The sequence below is a fragment of the Coriobacteriia bacterium genome (genome assembly GCA_014859305.1).
Classification (GTDB): Bacteria; Actinomycetota; Coriobacteriia; order Anaerosomatales; family Kmv31; genus Kmv31.
On the sequence record JACUUM010000028.1, the window covers coordinates 1 to 18,320 of the forward strand.

General features: G+C 71.2%; 23 protein-coding genes. 18 read left to right on the plus strand and 5 right to left on the minus strand.

What is annotated here, in order from left to right; translation table 11 throughout:
• The 4 genes from IBX62_06415 to IBX62_06430 form a co-directional block, all read left to right on the plus strand.
• On the plus strand, positions 1–319 hold a 319-nt coding region (locus tag IBX62_06415; GenBank protein ID MBE0476706.1), incomplete at its 5' end, for a MerR family transcriptional regulator.
• A gap of 6 nt (positions 320–325) precedes the next feature.
• On the plus strand, positions 326–796 hold the full coding sequence (locus IBX62_06420; protein ID MBE0476707.1) for a hypothetical protein: 471 nt from the start codon (positions 326–328) through the stop codon (positions 794–796).
• A gap of 26 nt (positions 797–822) precedes the next feature.
• Positions 823–1,344, plus strand: a complete 522-nt coding sequence (hpt, locus tag IBX62_06425; protein ID MBE0476708.1) for a hypoxanthine phosphoribosyltransferase — start codon at positions 823–825, stop codon at positions 1,342–1,344.
• Positions 1,345–1,461: 117 nt separating this feature from the next.
• A complete protein-coding gene (locus IBX62_06430) occupies positions 1,462–1,977 on the plus strand; it encodes an adenine phosphoribosyltransferase (GenBank protein ID MBE0476709.1) in 516 nt (171 codons plus the stop codon).
• Positions 1,978–2,090: 113 nt separating this feature from the next.
• Here IBX62_06430 and IBX62_06435 read toward each other — a convergent pair whose 3' ends face one another.
• The gene (locus IBX62_06435; GenBank protein ID MBE0476710.1) at positions 2,091–2,765 is read right to left on the minus strand and encodes a septal ring lytic transglycosylase RlpA family protein; all 675 of its coding nucleotides are present in this window, start codon (positions 2,763–2,765) and stop codon (positions 2,091–2,093) included.
• 608 nt (positions 2,766–3,373) lie between these two features.
• On the opposite strand from IBX62_06435, the gene IBX62_06440 reads away from it, so the two are divergent.
• The 14 genes from IBX62_06440 to IBX62_06505 all read left to right on the plus strand — a co-directional run bounded on the left by IBX62_06440 (position 3,374) and on the right by IBX62_06505 (position 16,302).
• A complete protein-coding gene (locus IBX62_06440; protein ID MBE0476711.1) occupies positions 3,374–4,510 on the plus strand; it encodes a C40 family peptidase in 1,137 nt (378 codons plus the stop codon).
• A 194-nt stretch (positions 4,511–4,704) separates the two neighbouring features.
• Positions 4,705–6,456 carry an indolepyruvate ferredoxin oxidoreductase subunit alpha gene (iorA, locus tag IBX62_06445; GenBank protein ID MBE0476712.1) on the plus strand — a complete coding sequence of 584 codons (1,752 nt, stop codon included), beginning with the start codon at positions 4,705–4,707 and terminating at the stop codon, positions 6,454–6,456.
• A complete protein-coding gene (locus tag IBX62_06450) occupies positions 6,453–7,040 on the plus strand; it encodes an indolepyruvate oxidoreductase subunit beta (protein ID MBE0476713.1) in 588 nt (195 codons plus the stop codon). Before iorA ends, IBX62_06450 begins: the two co-directional genes overlap by 4 nt.
• Positions 7,037–7,453: an ACT domain-containing protein gene (locus tag IBX62_06455; protein MBE0476714.1), complete on the plus strand. Its 417-nt coding sequence runs from the start codon at positions 7,037–7,039 to the stop codon at positions 7,451–7,453. The genes IBX62_06450 and IBX62_06455 overlap by 4 nt, the downstream gene beginning before the upstream one ends.
• A gap of 97 nt (positions 7,454–7,550) precedes the next feature.
• Positions 7,551–8,732, plus strand: a complete 1,182-nt coding sequence (locus IBX62_06460) for an ABC transporter substrate-binding protein (GenBank protein ID MBE0476715.1) — start codon at positions 7,551–7,553, stop codon at positions 8,730–8,732.
• 149 nt (positions 8,733–8,881) lie between these two features.
• Positions 8,882–10,054: an ABC transporter substrate-binding protein gene (locus IBX62_06465; protein MBE0476716.1), complete on the plus strand. Its 1,173-nt coding sequence runs from the start codon at positions 8,882–8,884 to the stop codon at positions 10,052–10,054.
• A 36-nt stretch (positions 10,055–10,090) separates the two neighbouring features.
• On the plus strand, positions 10,091–10,972 hold the full coding sequence (locus IBX62_06470; protein MBE0476717.1) for a branched-chain amino acid ABC transporter permease: 882 nt from the start codon (positions 10,091–10,093) through the stop codon (positions 10,970–10,972).
• Positions 10,969–12,021, plus strand: a complete 1,053-nt coding sequence (locus IBX62_06475; protein ID MBE0476718.1) for a branched-chain amino acid ABC transporter permease — start codon at positions 10,969–10,971, stop codon at positions 12,019–12,021. The genes IBX62_06470 and IBX62_06475 overlap by 4 nt, the downstream gene beginning before the upstream one ends.
• Complete coding sequence (locus IBX62_06480; protein ID MBE0476719.1) at positions 12,018–12,857, plus strand: ABC transporter ATP-binding protein; 840 nt, start codon at positions 12,018–12,020, stop codon at positions 12,855–12,857. The genes IBX62_06475 and IBX62_06480 overlap by 4 nt, the downstream gene beginning before the upstream one ends.
• Positions 12,850–13,593, plus strand: a complete 744-nt coding sequence (locus IBX62_06485) for an ABC transporter ATP-binding protein (GenBank protein MBE0476720.1) — start codon at positions 12,850–12,852, stop codon at positions 13,591–13,593. Before IBX62_06480 ends, IBX62_06485 begins: the two co-directional genes overlap by 8 nt.
• Before the next feature lie 27 nt (positions 13,594–13,620).
• On the plus strand, positions 13,621–14,925 hold the full coding sequence (locus IBX62_06490; GenBank protein ID MBE0476721.1) for a phenylacetate--CoA ligase: 1,305 nt from the start codon (positions 13,621–13,623) through the stop codon (positions 14,923–14,925).
• Between the two features lie 53 nt (positions 14,926–14,978).
• Positions 14,979–15,527, plus strand: coding sequence for a hypothetical protein (locus IBX62_06495; GenBank protein MBE0476722.1), 549 nt, complete (start codon positions 14,979–14,981; stop codon positions 15,525–15,527).
• A complete protein-coding gene (locus tag IBX62_06500) occupies positions 15,524–15,970 on the plus strand; it encodes an SH3 domain-containing protein (GenBank protein MBE0476723.1) in 447 nt (148 codons plus the stop codon). Before IBX62_06495 ends, IBX62_06500 begins: the two co-directional genes overlap by 4 nt.
• On the plus strand, positions 15,967–16,302 hold the full coding sequence (locus IBX62_06505) for a hypothetical protein (GenBank protein MBE0476724.1): 336 nt from the start codon (positions 15,967–15,969) through the stop codon (positions 16,300–16,302). The genes IBX62_06500 and IBX62_06505 overlap by 4 nt, the downstream gene beginning before the upstream one ends.
• A 101-nt stretch (positions 16,303–16,403) precedes the next feature.
• Here the strand turns inward: IBX62_06505 and IBX62_06510 are convergent, their stop codons facing one another.
• Genes IBX62_06510 through IBX62_06525 form a run of 4 tightly spaced genes read right to left on the minus strand, consistent with a single transcriptional unit; the run spans position 16,404 to position 18,294 of the window.
• A complete protein-coding gene (locus IBX62_06510; GenBank protein MBE0476725.1) occupies positions 16,404–16,868 on the minus strand; it encodes an NUDIX domain-containing protein in 465 nt (154 codons plus the stop codon).
• The gene (dut, locus tag IBX62_06515; GenBank protein ID MBE0476726.1) at positions 16,861–17,292 is read right to left on the minus strand and encodes a dUTP diphosphatase; all 432 of its coding nucleotides are present in this window, start codon (positions 17,290–17,292) and stop codon (positions 16,861–16,863) included. Before dut ends, IBX62_06510 begins: the two co-directional genes overlap by 8 nt.
• Before the next feature lie 3 nt (positions 17,293–17,295).
• Complete coding sequence (locus IBX62_06520) at positions 17,296–18,039, minus strand: anaerobic ribonucleoside-triphosphate reductase activating protein (protein ID MBE0476727.1); 744 nt, start codon at positions 18,037–18,039, stop codon at positions 17,296–17,298.
• A 9-nt stretch (positions 18,040–18,048) separates the two neighbouring features.
• Positions 18,049–18,294: a thioredoxin family protein gene (locus IBX62_06525; protein ID MBE0476728.1), complete on the minus strand. Its 246-nt coding sequence runs from the start codon at positions 18,292–18,294 to the stop codon at positions 18,049–18,051.
• Positions 18,295–18,320 lie beyond the last annotated feature (26 nt).

Here is an 18,320-nt window from a genome sequence, read left to right on the forward strand (position 1 = left end):
GGCGGACTTCGGGCTCGTCGCGCCCGTCGAAGGCGAGGAAGGGCCGGAGCTCAGGCGGGCTGACGTCGTGGTCGCCCACACCTGCTGGGACTTGCGCCGATTCGGAGTCGAGCCACGGCACCTCCGGATGTACGAGACCTTCGCGGAGCGGGAGGCCGCACTCTTCTCGCAGATCCTCATGCCCGCCTTCCGTCATCGCACCCCCGAGACGCGTCAGCGCCTGGTCGAGACGTTGGAGGACCTGACGAGGCTGGCCGAGGACCTGAAGCGCCGCCTGCTTCGGCGCTCTCTGGGCAAGGTCTTCGAGGACGTCGTGTAGGAGCCGATGACGTCAGGCAACCCCGATCGCCAGAACCGGCCCGAGGGAGCGCAACCCGGCGGGGCGCTCCAGGAGCTCCCGTGCTCCGAGCGCGTGGCCGGGACCGCGTTCGCGCACCCGAGCGAGCGCGTCGCGGCGCAGATACTCGACTTCTACCGCATACGCTGGGACTACGAGCCGAGGTCCTTCCCCATAGAGTGGGACCGCAGGGGCAACGTCATCGCCGCCTTCGCCCCGGACTTCTACTTGCCCGACCTCGACCTCTACATAGAGCTCACGACGATGAGCCAGAAGCTGGTCACAAGGAAGAACCGCAAGGTGAGGCGGCTCAAGGAGCTCTATCCCGAGATCAACATCAAGGTCTTCTACCAGCGGGACTTCCGGAACCTCCTGCTGAAGTACGGTATCCCGGTGCGCGAACGGGCACATGCCGAGGGCGGCGGCCTGATCGCCCCTGCCGAGGACGACCGAGGGTGACGCCGCGCCGCGTGCTCCCGCCGCAGGTGGCCTCGGTGCTCATCGACGAGGACAGGTTGGCACGGCGCATCGCGGAGTTGGGTGAGAGGATCACGGCGGACTACGCGACTCGGCCCCCGTTGCTCGTCACCGTGCTGCGCGGGGGACTGTTCTTCCTCGCCGACCTGTGCCGCCACATCGACCTGCCCGTGCGCATCGACTTCATGGCCGTCTCCGCGTACGAGCACGGGGCGCCGGGACAGGTGCGGATAACCAAGGACCTCGACGAACCGATCGAAGGCGTGCCCGTGCTCGTGGTCGAGGACATCATCGACACGGGCCTCACCCTCAACTACGTCCTTCGGGTGCTGAGGCAGCGTAATCCCTCGAGCCTCGAGGTTTGCGCGCTGCTCGACAAGGACGTGCGCCGGATCGTCGACCTGCCGGTAGCCTACCGCGGCTTCCGTGTGCCCGACCGCTTCCTCGTGGGCTACGGTCTCGACCTCGACGGGAGGTTGCGGGCCCTGCCATACGTCGGCACGTTGCGTGAGGAGGCGCTGCGTGGATGAACCGGCCACGGAGGCGCGCGAGGACTGGCGGTCGAGTGCCGGGTGCGGGTACCCTGGCCGAGGGGGACAGAGGGCGAGCAGGGCGGCCGCGGCCGCGACGCGACGATGGAGGTGTCCGTGAACCTCGAGGGCTACATCCGGGATATCCCCGACTTCCCGAAGGAAGGGATCCTCTTCAAGGACATCACCCCGCTGCTCGCCAGCGCGGAGGGTTTCCGGAAGGCCATCGACGTGCTGGCGGAGCACTACCGCGGCCGGGGGGTGACGAAGATCCTCGGCGCCGAGGCTCGAGGCTTCATCCTCGGCGGCGCGCTCGCCTACAAGATGGACGTCGGGTTCGTCCCCGCGCGCAAGCCGGGGAAGCTGCCCTTCCAGACCAGCGCGGCGACGTACGAGCTCGAGTACGGCTTCGACGCTCTCGAGATGCACAGCGACGCGCTCGGCCCTGATGACAAGGTTCTCGTGATCGACGACGTGCTCGCCACCGGCGGCACGGCGGCGGCCAAGGCCCAGCTGGTGCGCTCTTCGGGGGCGGAGGTCGTCGGCTTCGCGTTCCTCATCGAGCTCGACTCCCTGCACGGCCGGGAGAAGCTCGACGGCGCGGAGGTGCTCTCCCTGATCCACGTGGAGTGAGGGGATTCGGAGCGGGGGCACCCCTCGCTTCGCTGGTTCCCGGCGCTTCGCTCGGGACGCCGCCGGACCCCGAGCCCTCCACGCGGCTCGCTTCGGGCCGGGACCTCGCGACCCTACTCGAGCGCGGTGACGACCTCCACGTGCACCCGCTCGACGCCGGAGAAGCCCAGCGCGCGGGCCGCCGCACGGGACAGGTCGAGGTCGCGGCCGGCGATGAACGGGCCGCGGTCGTTCACCACGACGATCACCCCCCGCCCCCCGCGGGTGAGGGCCAGCCTGGTCCCGAAGGCGAGTCCCCGTGACGCGCACGTGAGGTCGTTCTGGTTGAAGATCTGGCCGGAAGCGGTAGGACGGCCGTCGAACTCGTTGCCGTACCACGAGCAGACCGCCGTGTAGGTCTCGCCGGTGGTCCGGTACCTGCGCGGCTGGTACGCGGCGACCAGGTACGTGCGGTCCGCGTAAGGTTCCACCACAGCCTGCGCGGTGGGCACTGGCCGGCCTGCCGGGATGGAGCTCTCCCGCCACGCCTGGCGCGTCTTGGCACGCTTCGCGCGATACGCGCGCAGTCGCTCACGCTCCTGCGCGGTGAGCTTGGCGACGAGCGCGTTCTGCTCGTCGCGCGCGCGGACCAGGTCGGCCTCACGCTGCCGCAGCAGGGCACGGAGCGTGACGTCTTGGGCTTTGAGGTCCTCGAGCGCGGCGGCTTGGTAGTCGGCCTCCGCCGCTGCCACCACGGCGTCGCGCAGTGCGCGGTTGTCGATCTCGGCGATGCGGGCGAGGAAGGCCATGCGCCTGAAGAGGTCACCGAGGCTCTCTGCGGAGAGCAGCAGCGACACCGGTTCCATCGCCGTGGACTTGTACATCGCGACGAAGCGCTCGGACAGGCCCCGTCGGGCCTCCTGCAGGCGCGCGGCGGCTTCGACCAGCACCTCCTGCTGGCGGAAGATGCGCTCGTTCGTGACGCGGATCCGGGTCTCGAGCGCGACGCGGTCGGCGCGGATCTCCTCGACGAGCTCCTCCAGCTTGAGGGCGCGGTCGGTCGCCTGCTCCAGGGTGGGGGGCACGCTTCCCTCGCCGGAACCTTCCGTCGGCACCGTCGCGCTCAGCGACGAGGGCGGCGGCGCGGCACTCGCCAGCGGCGACGACGCCGCGGCAGCGACCGAGAGCGCCAGCGTGCAGGCGATCGGACCGAGCGCAGGGAGGACAGGAAGGCGTCGCCGCATCCCGTTGGTGCCTCCTCGGTCGCTTCCGTCTACAGCCGTCCGGCCGGATGGTCGATACAGCGGAAGGGCAGGCCGATCACTGGGTATGGTAGCATCTTCCTGCCCGGTCCCGCGCGGGGTCCCCTCTCGCGCGGCCTCCCGAAGAAGCACGAGACGCAGCCGGAGGTGGGGCGGTGGGAAGCAGGCGCGGACGCGCGGCGTGTTCGGCGTGTGCGCTCGCCTTGGCCGCGCTGCTCACCGCGTCTCCTCCGGCGTCCGCCGCTCCGGGCACCCCGGAGATCCGCGCCAAGCAGGGCGAGGCGTCCGGCGCACGCCGTGCGCTCGACGAGATGGCCGCGGACCTCGAGGAGCGCGTCGAGGAGTACGTCGCCCTCACCGAGCAGCTCGACGTCACCCGCCGCGCGATCGAGAGCACCCAGGACGAGCTCGCCGAAGCCGCTTCGGAGCGCGACGCGGCGAGGGGCCGGCTCGGCGAGCGGGCAGCCGGGATCTACAAGTCCGGCGGGCTGGACTTCGTGCAGGTGTTGCTGGGCACCACCTCGTTCCCCGACCTGATAGCCAGACTCGACCTCCTTGCCCGCGTCGGTAGCCAGGACGCCCGGCTCCTGCGGACGGTCGAGACGGCGGTCCGCCGGGTCGAGGCCGCCGAGGACGCGCTGCGCTCGCGCGAGGCGGAACAGGTGACGCTGCGCGCCAACGCGCTCGTCAAGAAGCAGGCGATCGAGGCGGCCGTGAAGCGGCAGGGCGAGTACGTCTCCACCCTCGACACCGAGGTGAGACGTCTGGTGGCCGAGGAGGAGGAGCGACAGCGCCGGCTGGCCGAGGAGCGGGCTCGAGCCGCGGCGGAGGCCGCCGCCAGGCGGGCGGCCGAGAGGGCGGCGGCAGGCGGTGTCCCGGAACCTGCGGCCGACCTCGAGGGTCTGCCCCCGGGGCATCCCGAGGTCGTCGACGTCGCGTTGCGCTATCTCGGCGTGCCCTACCTGTGGGGCGGCTCGACCCCCGAGGGCTTCGACTGCTCGGGGCTCGTCCAGTACTGCTACGCGCGGATCGGCATCCCCCTGCCCAGGACGAGCCGCTCCCAGTACCTCGCCGGGTCGCACATCCCGAGCGACCGCCTCGACCTGCTCCGACCCGGCGACCTGGTCTTCTTCGGCCGGGACGGTGACCCGTCGCGCGTCCACCACGTCGGCATCTACTCCGGAGACGGCGGCTTCGTGCACGCGCCGGCGAGGGGCGACGTCGTGAGGGTCTCATCGCTCACGGAGCGGATCGCCGAGCGGGGGGATTACGTCGGCGCCTCCCGCTTCTGAGAGCCGCCGGCCTCACGCCCACCGGTCCTGCGCCGCCCGCCGCGCCCGCTGCGCCGTCCGACCGTCCTGAGGCCCCCGACCAGGGCCCTGACACGGTGCTTCGTGGTATCATCCGGCCACCACGGATCGCGCTCCTTTCGGGACGGGACGCAGCACGGCGGCGGCCCGCCCGACCCCCCTCGGAAGGAGACCTGTTGGCCCGATCGCTCCTCTCGGGCAACGAGGCCGTCGCGCGCGGCGCCTGGGAGGCGGGCGCGCTCGTCGGCGTCGGATATCCCGGCACGCCTTCGACCGAGGTCCTCGAAGCGTTCGCGTGCATGCCCGGTGTGTACGCCGAGTGGGCGCCCAACGAGAAGGTCGCGCTCGAGGTCGCCGCGGGATCCAGCCTCGGCGGGGTGCGCACGCTCGTGACGATGAAGCACGTGGGGCTGAACGTGGCCGCCGATCCCTTGCTCACGCTCTCGCACACCGGTGTCGGGGCCGGGCTGGTGCTGCTCGTGGCCGACGACCCCGGCATGCACTCCTCCCAGAACGAGCAGGACTCGCGCAACTACGCGGCCTTCGCCAAGGTGCCGCTGCTCGAGCCCTCCGACAGTGCCGAGGCGCTGGCGCACGTCAGGCTCGCGTTCGACTTGTCCGAGCGGTTCGACCTACCGGTGATCCTTCGCTCGACGACTCGCGTGGCGCACTCGAAGGGGCTCGTCGGCACCGAGGACCGCGAGGAGCGCGAGCGCGTGCCGTACGAGAAGCGGCCCGAGAAGTGGGTGATGATGCCGGGCAACGCGCGGGTCCGGCGCCTCGAGCTCGACGAGCGCATCGGAAGGGTGCGCGAGTGGGCGGAGGGGTCTGGCGTCCACACGGAGGTTCCCGGCGGGGGTCCCGTCGGCGTCGTCACGTCGGGAGTGTGCTACCACCACGTCCGCGAAGCGCTGCCCGGGGCGCCGGTGCTGAAGCTCTCGCTCACATGGCCGCTCCCGCTGGCCGTCGTCCGGGACTTCGCCGAACGCGTCCGCCGCGTGGCGGTGGTCGAGGAGGCCGACGACTTCCTGGCGCGCGGGCTCAGGGCGGCGGGGATCGACGTCGCCGACGTGCCGCTTCCCGCCGCCGGCGAACTGACCCCGCGAAAGGTGGCCGCCGCGTTCGGCGCGACGGTCGTCCCGGCGCGCGCGGCCCTCGACGACCTGCCCCCGAGACCTCCGCTGATGTGCCCCGGCTGCCCGCACCGCGGCGTGTTCCATGCGCTGCGCAGGATGCGTGCCGTCGTGACCGGCGACATCGGATGCTACACCCTGGGCGCGCTGCCGCCGCTCGCCGCGATGGACACGTGCGTGTGCATGGGGGCCAGCATCGGCATGGCCCACGGCCTGTCGCTGGCCGGAGAGGCCTCGCGACCCGTCGTCGCGGTGATCGGCGACTCGACCTTCGCCCACAGCGGCGTCACCGGCTTGATGGACCTCTCGTACAACCGAGGGAACGCCACCGTCGTGGTGCTGGACAACCGGGTAACGGCCATGACCGGGCAGCAGGACAACCCGCTCACGGGCCGGACCCTGATGGGCGAGAGCACCGTGGAGGTCGACGTGCCGGCGCTGGCGCGGGCCTTGGGCATCGCGGACGTGACCCGGGTGGACCCGTTCGACCTTCCCGCTACCGAGAGCGCGCTGCGTGCGGCCGTGGAGTCTCCGGGACCATCCGTGATCGTCGTCAAGGGCGAGTGCGCCCTGCTGGCGCGCGAGCACGCGGAGCCCTTCGGGGTCGACGAGGAGCTCTGTACGGCATGCGCCGTCTGCATCCGCCTCGGGTGTCCCGCCATCTCCAAGGAGTCCTCCGGCAAGGCGGCCATCGACGCCGAGCTGTGCGTGGGGTGCGCCCAGTGCGTGCAGGTCTGCAAGTACGAGGCGATCGTGGCGACCGGCCCGGCGTGCGACGTCGGAGAGCTCCGATGAGCGTCACGACCGTCGTGCTCGCCGGCGTCGGTGGGCAGGGGACGATACTGGCGGGCGACGTGCTCGCCAAGGTCGCGGCGGCCGCGGGGTTGGACGTGAAGCTCTCCGAGGTCCACGGGATGGCGCAGCGAGGCGGGTCCGTGGACACGGTCGTCCGCTTCGGCGAGGAGGTCTTCTCGCCGGTGACGGATGCCGGCGGCGCCGACCATCTCGTCGCCTTCGAGCTCATCGAGGCGGCACGCCGCCTGCCCCTGCTCAAACCCGGAGGGCGGCTCTTCGTCAACCCGAGGACGATCGAGCCGCTGCCGGTGCTCATCGGCGAGCTGCCGCCGCCGGAGGGCCTGGAGGCGGTGCTGGCCGGCGAGGGCGCCGTCTTCATCGACGCGGACGTGCTCGCGTGCCAGGCCGGGAGTCCGAAGTCGGCCAACATCGTGCTGCTCGGCGCGGTTTCCACCGGCCTGGGTTTCGCCGAGGAGCTGTGGCGAGAGGTCATCGCCGCCCGCGTCCCGTCGAGCACGCTGCAGGCGAACCTGCGGGCGTTCGCGCTGGGCCGGGAGGCATGCATGAGGGGGGAGTGCGCGTGAAGGTCAGGCAGCTGTCGGTGTTCATCGAGAACAAGGCGGGGCGGGTGAGCGAGGTCACGGGGCTGCTCGGAGAAGCGGGCGTGAACATCCGTGGCTTCTCGGTCTCCGACACGGCCGACTACGGGATCCTGCGCCTCGTCGTGGACAAGCCCGACGAGGCCGTCGGGAAGCTGCGCGGCAGCGGCTTCACGGTCAAGGAGAGCGACGTCATCTGCATCGACGTGCCCGACCGGCCGGGCGGCCTGGCGGAGGTGCTGCGCGTCGTGTCGGAGGCGGGTGTCAACATCGAGTACGTCTACTCGCTGGTCTCGACGTACGTGGTCCTCAACGTCGCGGACCCCGACAGGGCCCTGGGCCTGCTGGAGGACCGGCCCGTGCGGCTGATCTCGCAGGAGGAGATCGCGCGGGTCTGAGCGTAGGTGGTTCGTTCGGTATGAGGGCGCGGTCCTCGCCGGACGCCGCGGTTGCAGGAAGTGTAAGAAGCACGGTGACAAGGACAGGGGTGAAGAGATGGGCAGGAAGAGGTGGCTGCGGGCGACCGTGGCCGCACTGTTGGCCGCGTCGCTCCTCGGCGGATGCGCCGGGAGCGGAGGCGGGAGCCAGACCGAGGAGGAGGCTGAGCCCTACGTCATCGGGGTGGTCGTCTCGCTGACGGGGCCGTACGCCGGGCTCGGCGATCCCGAGAAGAAGACCATCGAGATGGAGGTCGAGCGCATCAACGCCGACGGCGGCGTGAGGGGCCGCGACATCAAGGTGCTCTTCGAGGACGACGCCACCGAGGAGGCCAAGGCCGTAGACGCCGCGACCAAGCTGATCGAGCAGGACAAGGTGATCGCTCTCATCGGCGCTACCGGCACGGGCCAGACGATGGCGATGCGCAACGCGGTGGACGCTGCGGGCATCCCGCAGGTCTCCATGGCCGGAGGCAACGTGATCACCGCCCAGTTCGACCCGCTCGTCTTCGCGACGCCTTGGTCGAACACGATCGTGGTGCCCTTCACGCTGAAGCGGCTGAAGGACGCCGGTATCACCAAGGTGGGACTCATCTCGGACTCCGGCGGCTTCGGCAAGGACGGCGTGGCGGTGCTCGAGGCCGAGATGCCGAAGTTCGGCATCACGGCGGTGGTCAGCGAGACGTTCAACCCCGGGGACACCGACCTGAGCGGACAGCTCACCAAGATCAAGGGCTCCGACGCCGAGGCGGTCCTCATGTGGTCCGCCGGCAAGGAAGCCGCCCTCGTGGCGACGGGGATGAAGCAGCTCGGCATGACGATCCCGCTGTACGGCTGCCACGGCAACGCGCGCAAGGAGTTCATCGCCGGCGCCGGTGAGGCGGCCGAGGACTTCATGTTCGCCGCGGGCAAGGTGCTGATCCCCGAGGCCTACGGCACCGGCAGTGAAGGGTATGCGGTCGCCACGGACTTCATCGAGCGCTACACCGAGCGCTACGGAGACGCGCCGAGCACGTTCGCGGGTCACGCGTACGACGCCCTGTACCTGACCGTCGAGGCGATGCGCCGCCTCGACGAGGGCTTCACGCCCGCGGACCTGCGTGACGAGATCGAGGCCACGAGCGGGTTCGTCGGCATCGGCGGGACGTTCACGTTCTCCCCGACGGACCACAACGGCATGACCGAGGACGACCTCGTCATGTACCGCGTGGAGAACGGCGAGTGGAAGCTGGCGGAGTAGCCCCCGGGGCGGAGGCCGGCGCCGCCGGCCTCCGCCGCTCGCCACGAGGACGGCCGCACCGCTAGAATCTCCTCTGGAGCGCGTCGCGCTCCGCCGGGGCCCTCCCGACGGGGAGGGCGGCCATCCGCGTCCTCATGGAGGTAGTGCCCGTGCCACGTCTCACGCCCAGGGGAGTCCTCGTCGCCGCCGTCGCGGCCGCCGCGATCGCCGCGATCCTCGGCGGGTGTGGCCGCTCGGCCGCCTCGGCCGAGCCGCACCGCATCGGCGTGATCGTCTCGCTCACTGGGAGCTATGCCGGCCTGGGGGACCCCGAGAAGAACGCGCTGATCATGGAACAGGAGCGCGTCAACGACGAGGGCGGCGTGAACGGACGCAGCATCGAGCTGGTCTTCGCCGACGACGGGACCGACGAGGCGCGCGCGGTCACGGCGGCGAGCAAGCTGATCGAGCAGGACCGAGTGGTGGCTCTCATCGGCGCCACCGGGACGGGCCAGTCGATGGCCATACGCGGTGACATCCGCCGATCCGCCGTGCCGCAGGTCTCCATGGCCGGCGGCACTGTGATCACGGACGAGTTCGACGAGAACGTCTTCCAGACGCCGTGGTCGAACACGATCGTGGTGCCCTTCGTGCTGGACTATCTGAGAGAGCGCGGACTGACCAGGGTCGCGCTGCTCACCGACGCGGGAGGCTACGGTAAGGACGGCCACGCGATCGTCACCGCGGAGGCGCCGAAGGCCGGCCTCGAGATCGTCGAGGACCAGACGTTCAAGCCCGGCGACACGGACATGACGGCCCAGCTCACCAGGATCAAGGGCTCCGACGCCGAGGTGATCCTCATGTGGGCCGCCGGCAAGGAGGCCGTCACGGTGGCGAACAACCGCGAGCAGCTCGGGATCGACCTGCCGCTCGTAGGGGGGCCCGGCAACGCGCGCCGCGAGTTCATCCAGGGCGCCGAGGAGGCCGCCGAGGGCTTCGTCCTGTGCGCAGGCAGGATCCTCGTGCCGGGCGCCTACGGCGAGGACACCGAGGAGTACCGCGTCGCCGCGGACTTCATCGAGCGCTACCGCGAGAAGTTCGGCAAGGACCCGGACATCTTCGCCGGGCACGCGTACGACGCTTTCCACATCGTCGTGGAAGCGCTGCGGCGGCTTCCCAGGGAATACGCGCCGGTGCACCTCCGCGACGAGATCGAGGCCACGAGCGGGTTCGTCGGCATCGGCGGGACGTTCACGTTCTCCCCGACGGACCACAACGGGCTCTCCGCCGACGAGCTGGTCATGTACCGCGTCGAGAACGGTGAGTGGGTGCTCGAGGAGTGATCGCGCCGCGCCGCCGTCGTGCAGGGGCCGACTGAAGTGGGCTTCCCCGAGCTGTTGCAGTTCACCTTCGCCGGGCTCAAGAACGGCGCGGTCTACGCGTTGCTCGCGCTGGGCTTCACGATCGTGTACGCCTCCACCGGGGTGATCAACTTCGCCCAGGGCGAGTTCTACATGCTCGGCGGGATGCTCGCCGCGTTCCTGTTCGCCGCATACGGGCTGCCGTTGCCGTTCGCCGCGGTGGGCGCCGTGGCCGTGGCGGCGGGGGTGGGCGTCGTGTTCGAGCTGCTCGCGATCAGGCCGCGCAAGGACGGGGACCCGTTGGCGCTCATCATCATCACGGTGGGCGGCTCGATACTCATCAAGGCGCTCTCGCGTCACGTCTTCGGCCCCGACGAGGTCTCGATGCCCGTCTTCACCCGCGGCGCATCCCTGGAGGTGGCGGGCGCGCGCCTCGAGCTGCAGACGCTGTGGATCTGGGGACTCACGGCGACGACCGTCGCGGCGCTGACCTTCCTGTACCGGCGTACCGCTTTCGGCCGGGCGATGCGGGCCTGCGCGGTGAACCGGCGGGCGGCGCGGATCGTCGGCGTCGACACCAGGACGATGGTGATGGCCAGCTTCGGTCTCGCCGCGGCGCTGGGCGCGCTCGGGGGGCTGGCGGTCACCCCCCTGACGCAGATGCGGTTCGACGCCGGGTCGTCGGTCGCGCTCAAGGGCTTCGCCGCCGCGATCCTCGGCGGTCTCGGGAGTCCCGTGGCGGCCGTCGTGGGGGGCGTGGTGCTGGGGCTGCTCGAGAGCATGTCGATCGCGTTCCTGTCCTCGACGTACAAGGACGCCGTGGCCCTCGTGGTCCTGCTCGCCGTGCTGTTCATGCGGCCGCAGGGCCTGCTCGGCAGGGCGCGGAGGGAGAAGCTGTGACCCCGGCGGGACTGCGCGCCTTCGGCTCCCGATGGGGCTGGGTGCTCGCCGTCGCCGTCGCCGTGTCCACGGTGCCGTTCCTGACGTCGAACACGTTCCTGGTCAAGATCCTCACTCTGGCCGCGGTAAACGTCATCGTCGTCGGCGGCTTGGCGCTGCTCTTCGGCTACGCCGGGCAGGTGTCGCTGGGACACGCCGCCTTCGTGGGGATCGGCGCGTACGCGGCGACGTATCTCACGTCCGTCGCCGGCTGGCCCTGGCCGGCCGCCGCCGCCGCCGCCGTGGCGCTCTCGGTCGCGGGCGGGCTGCTGCTCGCCCTGCCCAGCCTGAGGCTGCGCGGCCACTACCTCGCGATGGCCACGCTGGGCTTCGGCGAGATCGTGCACCTGGGGTTCGTGGAGGCCGAGCCGCTCACCGGAGGTGTCGACGGCATGCGGGTGCCGCCGGCGGTGGTGGCCGGCCTCGACCTGTCCACGCCGGCGGCCAGCTACCTGCTGACATGGGGTTGCGCGCTGCTGGCGATGGTGGTCCTGCGCAACGTCGTGACGCGGCGGCCCGGGCGGGCGATGCTTGCGATGCACGGCTCCGAGGAGGGGGCGGTGGCGTGCGGGATCGACCTGACCGGCTGGAAGGTGGCGGCCTTCGGCGTGTCGGCCGCGCTCGCCGGGCTGGCCGGCGTGCTGTACGCCCAGCGGACGGGGTTCGTCTCGCCCTCGCAGTTCGGGCTCACCGCGTCCATCCTCTTCGTCGCCATGGCGGTCCTCGGAGGCGCGCGCTCGCTGCTGGGTCCGGCGGTGGCCGCCGTGCTGCTCACGCTGCTGCCCTACATCGACGCGCTGGTGCCCGGCCTGCCCAGGGCGGCCGCCGAGTTCGTGCAGGCGTGGGTGGAGGTGCTCGTCGGTTTCGTGATCATCGCGGTGATGCTGTTCGCTCCCTCCGGGCTCGCCGGTCTCATGCGCGGTGCCGCCGCTCGGCTGCGCCCCGCCTCCGGCCCTGCCGACACCGGCGCCGAAGAGGACGCCGCGGCCGGGGGAGGGGAGGCCGCGTGAGCCTGCTGTCCGTGCGGAGGGTGACCAAGCGCTTCGGCGGCCTCGTGGCGCTGGACGAGGTCTCGTTCGAGGTCCACGAGGGCAGCATCAAGGCGCTCATCGGGCCCAACGGGGCGGGCAAGAGCACGCTGTTCAACGTGCTGACCGGGTTCGACCGGCCCGACGGCGGGACGGCGTCCTTCGCCGGCATCGACGTCGCCAAGGCCAAGCCGCATCGTCTCGTGAGGGCGGGTCTGGCGCGTACGTTCCAGAACACCCGCCTGTTCGAGGAGATGACGGCCGTGGACAACGTCGTCGTAGGCTCGCACACGCGGACGCGCTCGGGCCTGTTCGCGTCGGCGGCGGCCCTGCCCTCGACGGGGCGGGAGGACCGCGACGGTGCGGAGGAGGCCCTGCGGCTGCTGCGCCTCGTCGGACTGGACGGACGGGAGCACGTCCGGGCGGCGGACCTGCCCCACGGCCTCCGGCGCTTGCTCGAGATCGCCCGCGCGCTGGCGAGCCGCCCGACGCTGCTGCTGCTCGACGAGCCCGCGGCGGGGCTGAACGGACGGGAGACGGCGGCGCTGGCCGAGGCGCTGTACCGCGTGCGCGACCGGGGGACGACGATCGTCGTGGTGGAGCACGACATGGGCCTGGTCATGGAGGTCAGCGACGAGGTCGTCGTGCTCGACCAGGGCCGGAAGATCGCCGAGGGCCCGCCGCTGCTCATCCAGAAGGACCCGGCGGTGATCGAGGCGTACCTGGGCGAGAGCGTGGAGGACCCCCTTTCCGTGAGCGCGCCCGGTGACGCCGCCGGGAGGCTGCGCCCGACCGGCGAGGGGAGCCCCGATGCCTGAACCGGCGCTTCGCATCGAGGCGGTGACGTCGGGCTACGGGCGGGTGCAGGTCCTGCGCGACGTGAGCCTGAAGGTCGCTCCGGGCGAGCTGGTCGCGCTCATCGGCGGGAACGGCGCCGGCAAGTCGACGCTGCTGCAGACCGTCGCCGGACTGCTGCCGGCATGGTCGGGCCGGGTCACGTTGTTCGACGAGGACGTCACGCGCGTGCCGGCGGACCGCCTCGTGGGGCGCGGCCTCGCGCTCGTCCCGGAGGGCAGGCTGCTCTTCGGGCCGATGAGCGTCGAGGAGAACCTGCGGCTGGGCGCGTACTCGCGCGGGAGAGAGGGACGCAGGACGTTCGCCGAGGACGTCGAGCGCGTCACGACGCTGTTCCCGGTGCTCGGGCATCGGCTGGAGCAGCACGCCGCCACCCTGTCGGGCGGCGAGCAGCAGATGCTCGCGGTGGGGCGCGCGCTGATGTCGCGACCGCGGGTGCTGCTGCTCGACGAGCCCTCCCTCGGCCTGGCGCCGAAGGTCATCGCCGAGATCTTCGCCGCGCTGACCGCCCTTCGCGCGGACGGTCTGACGGTCCTGCTCGTGGAGCAGGACGCCAAGCTCGCGCTCGAGCACGCCGACCGCGGGCACGTCATGCGAACGGGCCAGATCGTGCTCTCGGGCCCGGCCGAGGAGCTGCTGGCCGACGACGACGTGAGGCTGATCTACCTGGGCGCCTGGCAGCGCCCGGTCCCTGGCTAGCGACGGCGACGCCGAGGAGGTCCGAGGATGCCTATCTGGAACCCGGAGTACGAGACGATGCCGCGCGAGCGCCTGGAGGAGTTGCAGCTCAGGCGTCTCCAGTCGGTCGTCGAGTGGGTCTACGAGCGCGTTCCGCACTATCGGGCCGAGATGGAGGAACGCGGCGTGCGCCCGCGGGACATCCGGACACCGGCCGACGTCGCGCTGCTGCCCTTCACCGACAAGACGGTGCTGCGCGACACGTACCCGTTCGGGCTGTTCGCCGTCCCGCTCGACCACGTGGTCCGGGTGCACTCCTCCTCGGGCACGACCGGCAAGCCGATCGTCGTGGGGTACACGCGAGGCGACCTCAACACCTGGACCGAGTGCACGGCACGAGTGGCTTCCTCAGCGGGCCTGACGAGCGCGGACCTCGTTCAGATCGCGTTCCTCTACGGCATGTTCACCGGCGGCTGGGGCATGCACTACGGGATCGAGCGCGTGGGCGCCACCGTCATCCCGGCGGGTTCGGGCAACACCGAGCGCCACCTGATGATGATGCAGGACTTCGGGACCACGGCACTGGTCTGCACCCCCAGCTACGCGCTGTACATCGCCGAGGTGGGGGAGGGGATGGGAGTCGACTTCTCCGCCCTGCCGCTGCGCGTGGGTCTCTTCGGCGGGGAGCCGTGCTCCGAGGGGGCCCGGCGGGAGATAGAGACGCGGATGGGCGTCGTCGTCACCGACAACTACGGTCTGTCGGAGGTCATAGGGCCCGGCGTGAGCGGCGAGTGCGAGGGGCGCTGCGGCCTGCACGTCCAGGAGGACCACTTCCTCGCCGAGGTCGTAGACCCCGTCACCGGCGAGCCGGTGGCGCCGGGAGAGGAGGGAGAGCTGGTGGTCACGACGCTGACCAAGGAGGCGTTCCCCGTCATCCGGTACCGCACCCACGACCTGACGCGGTTGTCCCACGAGCCCTGCGGGTGCGGACGTACCCTGGCGCGTATGAGCAAGGTGCGCCGGCGGACGGACGACATGCTGATCGTGCGCGGCGTCAACGTCTTCCCCAGCCAGGTCGAGGACGTGCTCGGCGCCATCGAGGGGATCTCGCCCCACTATCAGATACAGCTCGAGCGCAAGCACGGGCTGGACGACATGGAGGTGCGCGTGGAAGTGGCCGAGGAGATCTTCAGCGACTCGATGGCCCAGATGGTCGCTTTCACGCGCGAGGTGGCCGACCGGCTGCAGTCGGTCATCGGGCTCAAAGTCAAGGTCACGCTGGTCGAACCTGGTACCATAGAGAGGTCGTCGGGCAAGGCGAAGCGCGTGATCGACCGGCGAGAGGGCTGCTGAGGGCGGAGCGCGGAGAGCCCGCCCCGAAGGGCCCGTCGGACTCGGAGGTCCGGGTGCAGCAACCCCTTCTCTACGTCATCCTCGCGGCCGTGGCCGCCGTGGCGCTCGCCGTCGGCGGCGCGCTGCTGGTCCGGTACGGCTGGAAGAGGTTCGTCCGCCGGAGAGTGGTGCGCCTCATAGGCAGGCGCGAGGCGGTGAGGGCGGGCGAGCGGACGCTGCGCGCGGTCGTCGTGCGGCTCGCCGAGGCGCCCGACGACGAGATCGCCGCGTTCGCGGCCGACCCCGGGGACGAGGACCGCCGGTCGCTGTCGGACGTGGTCGCGCGCATGGAGGTCCAGGCCGACGACCTTGTCCGGATGCCGCTCCCCAAGGGTCTGTGGAGCGCCGGCGAGCTGCTCGCCGACGCCGCGTGGCGCCTGGGGACGGAAGCCGGGCGCGTGGCGGGCGCCGGGGGTGCCGAGGAGGTGCTCGAGCGGCTCGCCGGGATCGACCTGATCGCCGTGCGCGACGCGGTGGCCGCCGCCGAGGCCGAGATCGTGCGTCTGGAGGAGGACCACGGGGTCGAGGAGGAGGCCGTCTATGGAGGGGGGCTGTACATATGAGGGACGTCCCCACGGACAGGCTGTTGCGAGCCGTAGGGGCGCTGCTGCTGCTCGCGGTCGTGCTCGCCTACGCGCTGGGCGCCGTCGCCCGCTACCGTTCCTCGGGGGTCGAGCGGCCCTCCGTCCCCGCCGCGGAGACCACTTCGTCGGCCGCTCCCGAGGACGACGCGGGCGCGGACGAGCCGGATGATGACGAGGATGCCCCGGACGAGGGGGAGGGGTCCGAGGAGGGCGAGGAGAGCGGACCCACCGTGGTCGTGAAGGTGGACGGGCTGAACTTCAGGCGCGAGCCCGACAAGAACGCCTCGGTCATCCGCGGGCTGAGCTCGGGAGAGCGGCTCGAGCTGCTCAAGACCGAGGGGGGCTGGCACTACGCCGAGGACTCCGACGGGGAGAAGGGGTGGCTGTACGCCAGCGAGCAGTACAGCACGGTGGAGGAATGAGCGCGGGCAGGGCCATAGGTGCGGCCGAGGACTTCTACCGCTTGCGCATCGTTCGTGTGGACGAGGGCGAGGAGCCGCAGCTCGAGTGGCGTGAGGACGTCCTGTACCGGCGGCCCGCGGCCGAGGAGCCCGAGCAGCGTGTCCTCTACGTCGTGCAGGCCGTGAGTCTCGATGACGACGAGGCGTGCTGGAGCGTCGGCGAGTTCGAAGACCCCCGGGAGGCGCACCTGTTCCTGGACGGCGCCGAAGAGGACCTGCGCGGGCTCACGCGGTCGAGGTTCGACGAGCGCTACGGCATCGCACCCTCGGTCGAGCACCCCGAGGCCGACTAGGTGCTGCCCGACTTTACATAAGGTACATTATCGGGCGTAAGTGACCACGAACGCGGCGGAGACGATCCACATGAGCGGATGCACCTCGCGCCGCTCCGCGGTCAGGGCTCCGTGGTCTCTTCCGTCCACAAGGCTCCCAGGTAGCGCGCCTCCACCTCGAACCCTTCGCGCGCCGCCTCGCGCAACTCCTCGGCGATCGGCGGACGCAGGTCGTAGTCCCCGAGCCGCTCGGGCTCGGCGAGTACGACTCCGGCCACGCGCGGGTCCTCGGGGCGACGGAGGAGCTGCCCGCCGGCCACCTCGCCGAGGAACGTCAGGTTCACGAGGTGGCGAGCCCCGTCCGGGGAGATCGTGTCGCTCACGAACAGCAGCCGGACGAGGCGGCAGTCGAGACCGGTCTCCTCGCGCACCTCCCGGGTCAGCGCTTCACCCACGGGCTCGCCGCGCTCGACTCCCCCGCCCGGGAGGAGGTGGTACGTCCGCCCCGCCTTGGCGTGCTGCACCAGGACGATGCGGCCGTCGATCAGGAGCACGGCCGCGACGCGGACTCTCGGGAGGTCAGACACCGGTGCTGCCGAACCCTCCTTCCCCGCGCGCCGTGACCTCCAGGGTGGAGACCTCCACCGGTATCGCGCGGACCACGGGCTGGATGACCAGCTGGGCGATCTTGTCTCCGCGGAGGATGTGTATCGCCTGTGCGGGATCGAGGTTCACGGCGATCACCTTGACCTCACCGCGGTAGTGGCTGTCGATCAGGCCGGGCGTGTTCACCAGGCTGAGGCCGGCGCGCAGCGCGAGCCCGCTACGGGGCTGCACGAAGCCCGCGTGCCCCTCCGGGATCGCCACGGCGATGCCCGTGGGCACGAGTGCGCGCTCCAGCGGCGCGAGGGTGACGTCCTCGGCGGCGTAGAGGTCCATCCCCGCGTCGCCGTCGTGCGCGTAGCGCGGCGTCGGGAGCTCGGGGTCCAGCTTCAGGACGGGGAGCTCCACCGGCTAGAGCCCCCTCACGATCGTCGGGATGTGGCTGTTGCATCGACGGGCGACGGGCAGCACCTTGTCGAAGGTGTACGCGGGGGTCTCGGCCGCACGTCGCTGCAACGTCCGCTCCGGGCGGAACTGCTGCAGCGCGTACAGCTCGCCCTCGGCGAGGTCCTCGGCGATGCGCGGCAGCTCCTCGAGGTCGACCACGCCGGGGTACAGAGTCGTGCGGAACTCGTGGCGGACCTCCGAGAGCAGCAGCACCCCTGCGCTCTCGGCGACAAGGCGCACGATCCCCGGGATGCGCGTGACCTCGTCGTACCGCTCCCATGTGGTCTTGACGTCCATCGCGACGTAAGCGACGAGGTCCTCGGCGATGACGTGCGAGAGCACGGCGGGGTTCGCGCCGTTCGTGTCGACCTTGACCGGCAGTCCCTCCTCGGCGAGGGCGGCCAGCAGCGACGGCAGGTCGGGGTCCTCGGTCGGCTCCCCTCCGGTGACGACGACGCCGTCGAGCCAGGCGCGCTTCTCGCGAAGGTGCCGCACGAAGGGCTTCCAGCCGTCCGGGGCGCAGGACCCCAGCCCCCGCAGCGCCGGGTTGTGGCAGTACGGGCACGCGAACGTACAGCCCGCGAGGAACATGGTCGCCGTCACCTTGCCGGGCCAGTCGACCATCCCGGCCGGCAACCAGCCTGCGAAGCGCCGCGTCGGGCAGGCCGGTACCGGCCTGGTCCCCGTGCGTTCGTGGAGGGGCTCCATGCCGGCTCCCTAGTGCAGGACGAGCCGGCGTACGGCGTCCCTGTCGGGCACCTCGCCGCGCCAGGAGGCGAGCTCGTTGCCGTCGGCGTCGACGATCACGCACGAAGGCGTCGCGAGCACGCTGTGGAACGCGGCTTCGGTGAGCCCCTCGACGTCACCGACGTCGTAGACCTCGAGCCCCTCCATCTCCCCGAGGGCCTGCTTGGCCGCCGGACATCGAGGACAGTCCTCCTTGACGAACAGCTTGATGCGCACGCGTCCCTCCTCGCTCCGTCGCGATC

Excerpts from the sequence above, each read along its gene's own strand:
- IBX62_06500 (MBE0476723.1), top strand. The coding sequence starts at position 15,524 with ATGAGGGACGTCCCCACGGACAGGCTGTTGCGAGCCGTAGGGGCGCTG.
- IBX62_06490 (MBE0476721.1), top strand. The coding sequence starts at position 13,621 with ATGCCTATCTGGAACCCGGAGTACGAGACGATGCCGCGCGAGCGCCTG.
- IBX62_06435 (MBE0476710.1), bottom strand. The coding sequence starts at position 2,765 with ATGGCCTTCCTCGCCCGCATCGCCGAGATCGACAACCGCGCACTGCGC.
- IBX62_06450 (MBE0476713.1), top strand. The coding sequence starts at position 6,453 with ATGAGCGTCACGACCGTCGTGCTCGCCGGCGTCGGTGGGCAGGGGACG.
- IBX62_06460 (MBE0476715.1), top strand. The coding sequence starts at position 7,551 with ATGGGCAGGAAGAGGTGGCTGCGGGCGACCGTGGCCGCACTGTTGGCC.
- IBX62_06520 (MBE0476727.1), bottom strand. The coding sequence starts at position 18,039 with ATGGAGCCCCTCCACGAACGCACGGGGACCAGGCCGGTACCGGCCTGC.
- IBX62_06485 (MBE0476720.1), top strand. The coding sequence starts at position 12,850 with ATGCCTGAACCGGCGCTTCGCATCGAGGCGGTGACGTCGGGCTACGGG.
- IBX62_06420 (MBE0476707.1), top strand. The coding sequence starts at position 326 with ATGACGTCAGGCAACCCCGATCGCCAGAACCGGCCCGAGGGAGCGCAA.
- IBX62_06505 (MBE0476724.1), top strand. The coding sequence starts at position 15,967 with ATGAGCGCGGGCAGGGCCATAGGTGCGGCCGAGGACTTCTACCGCTTG.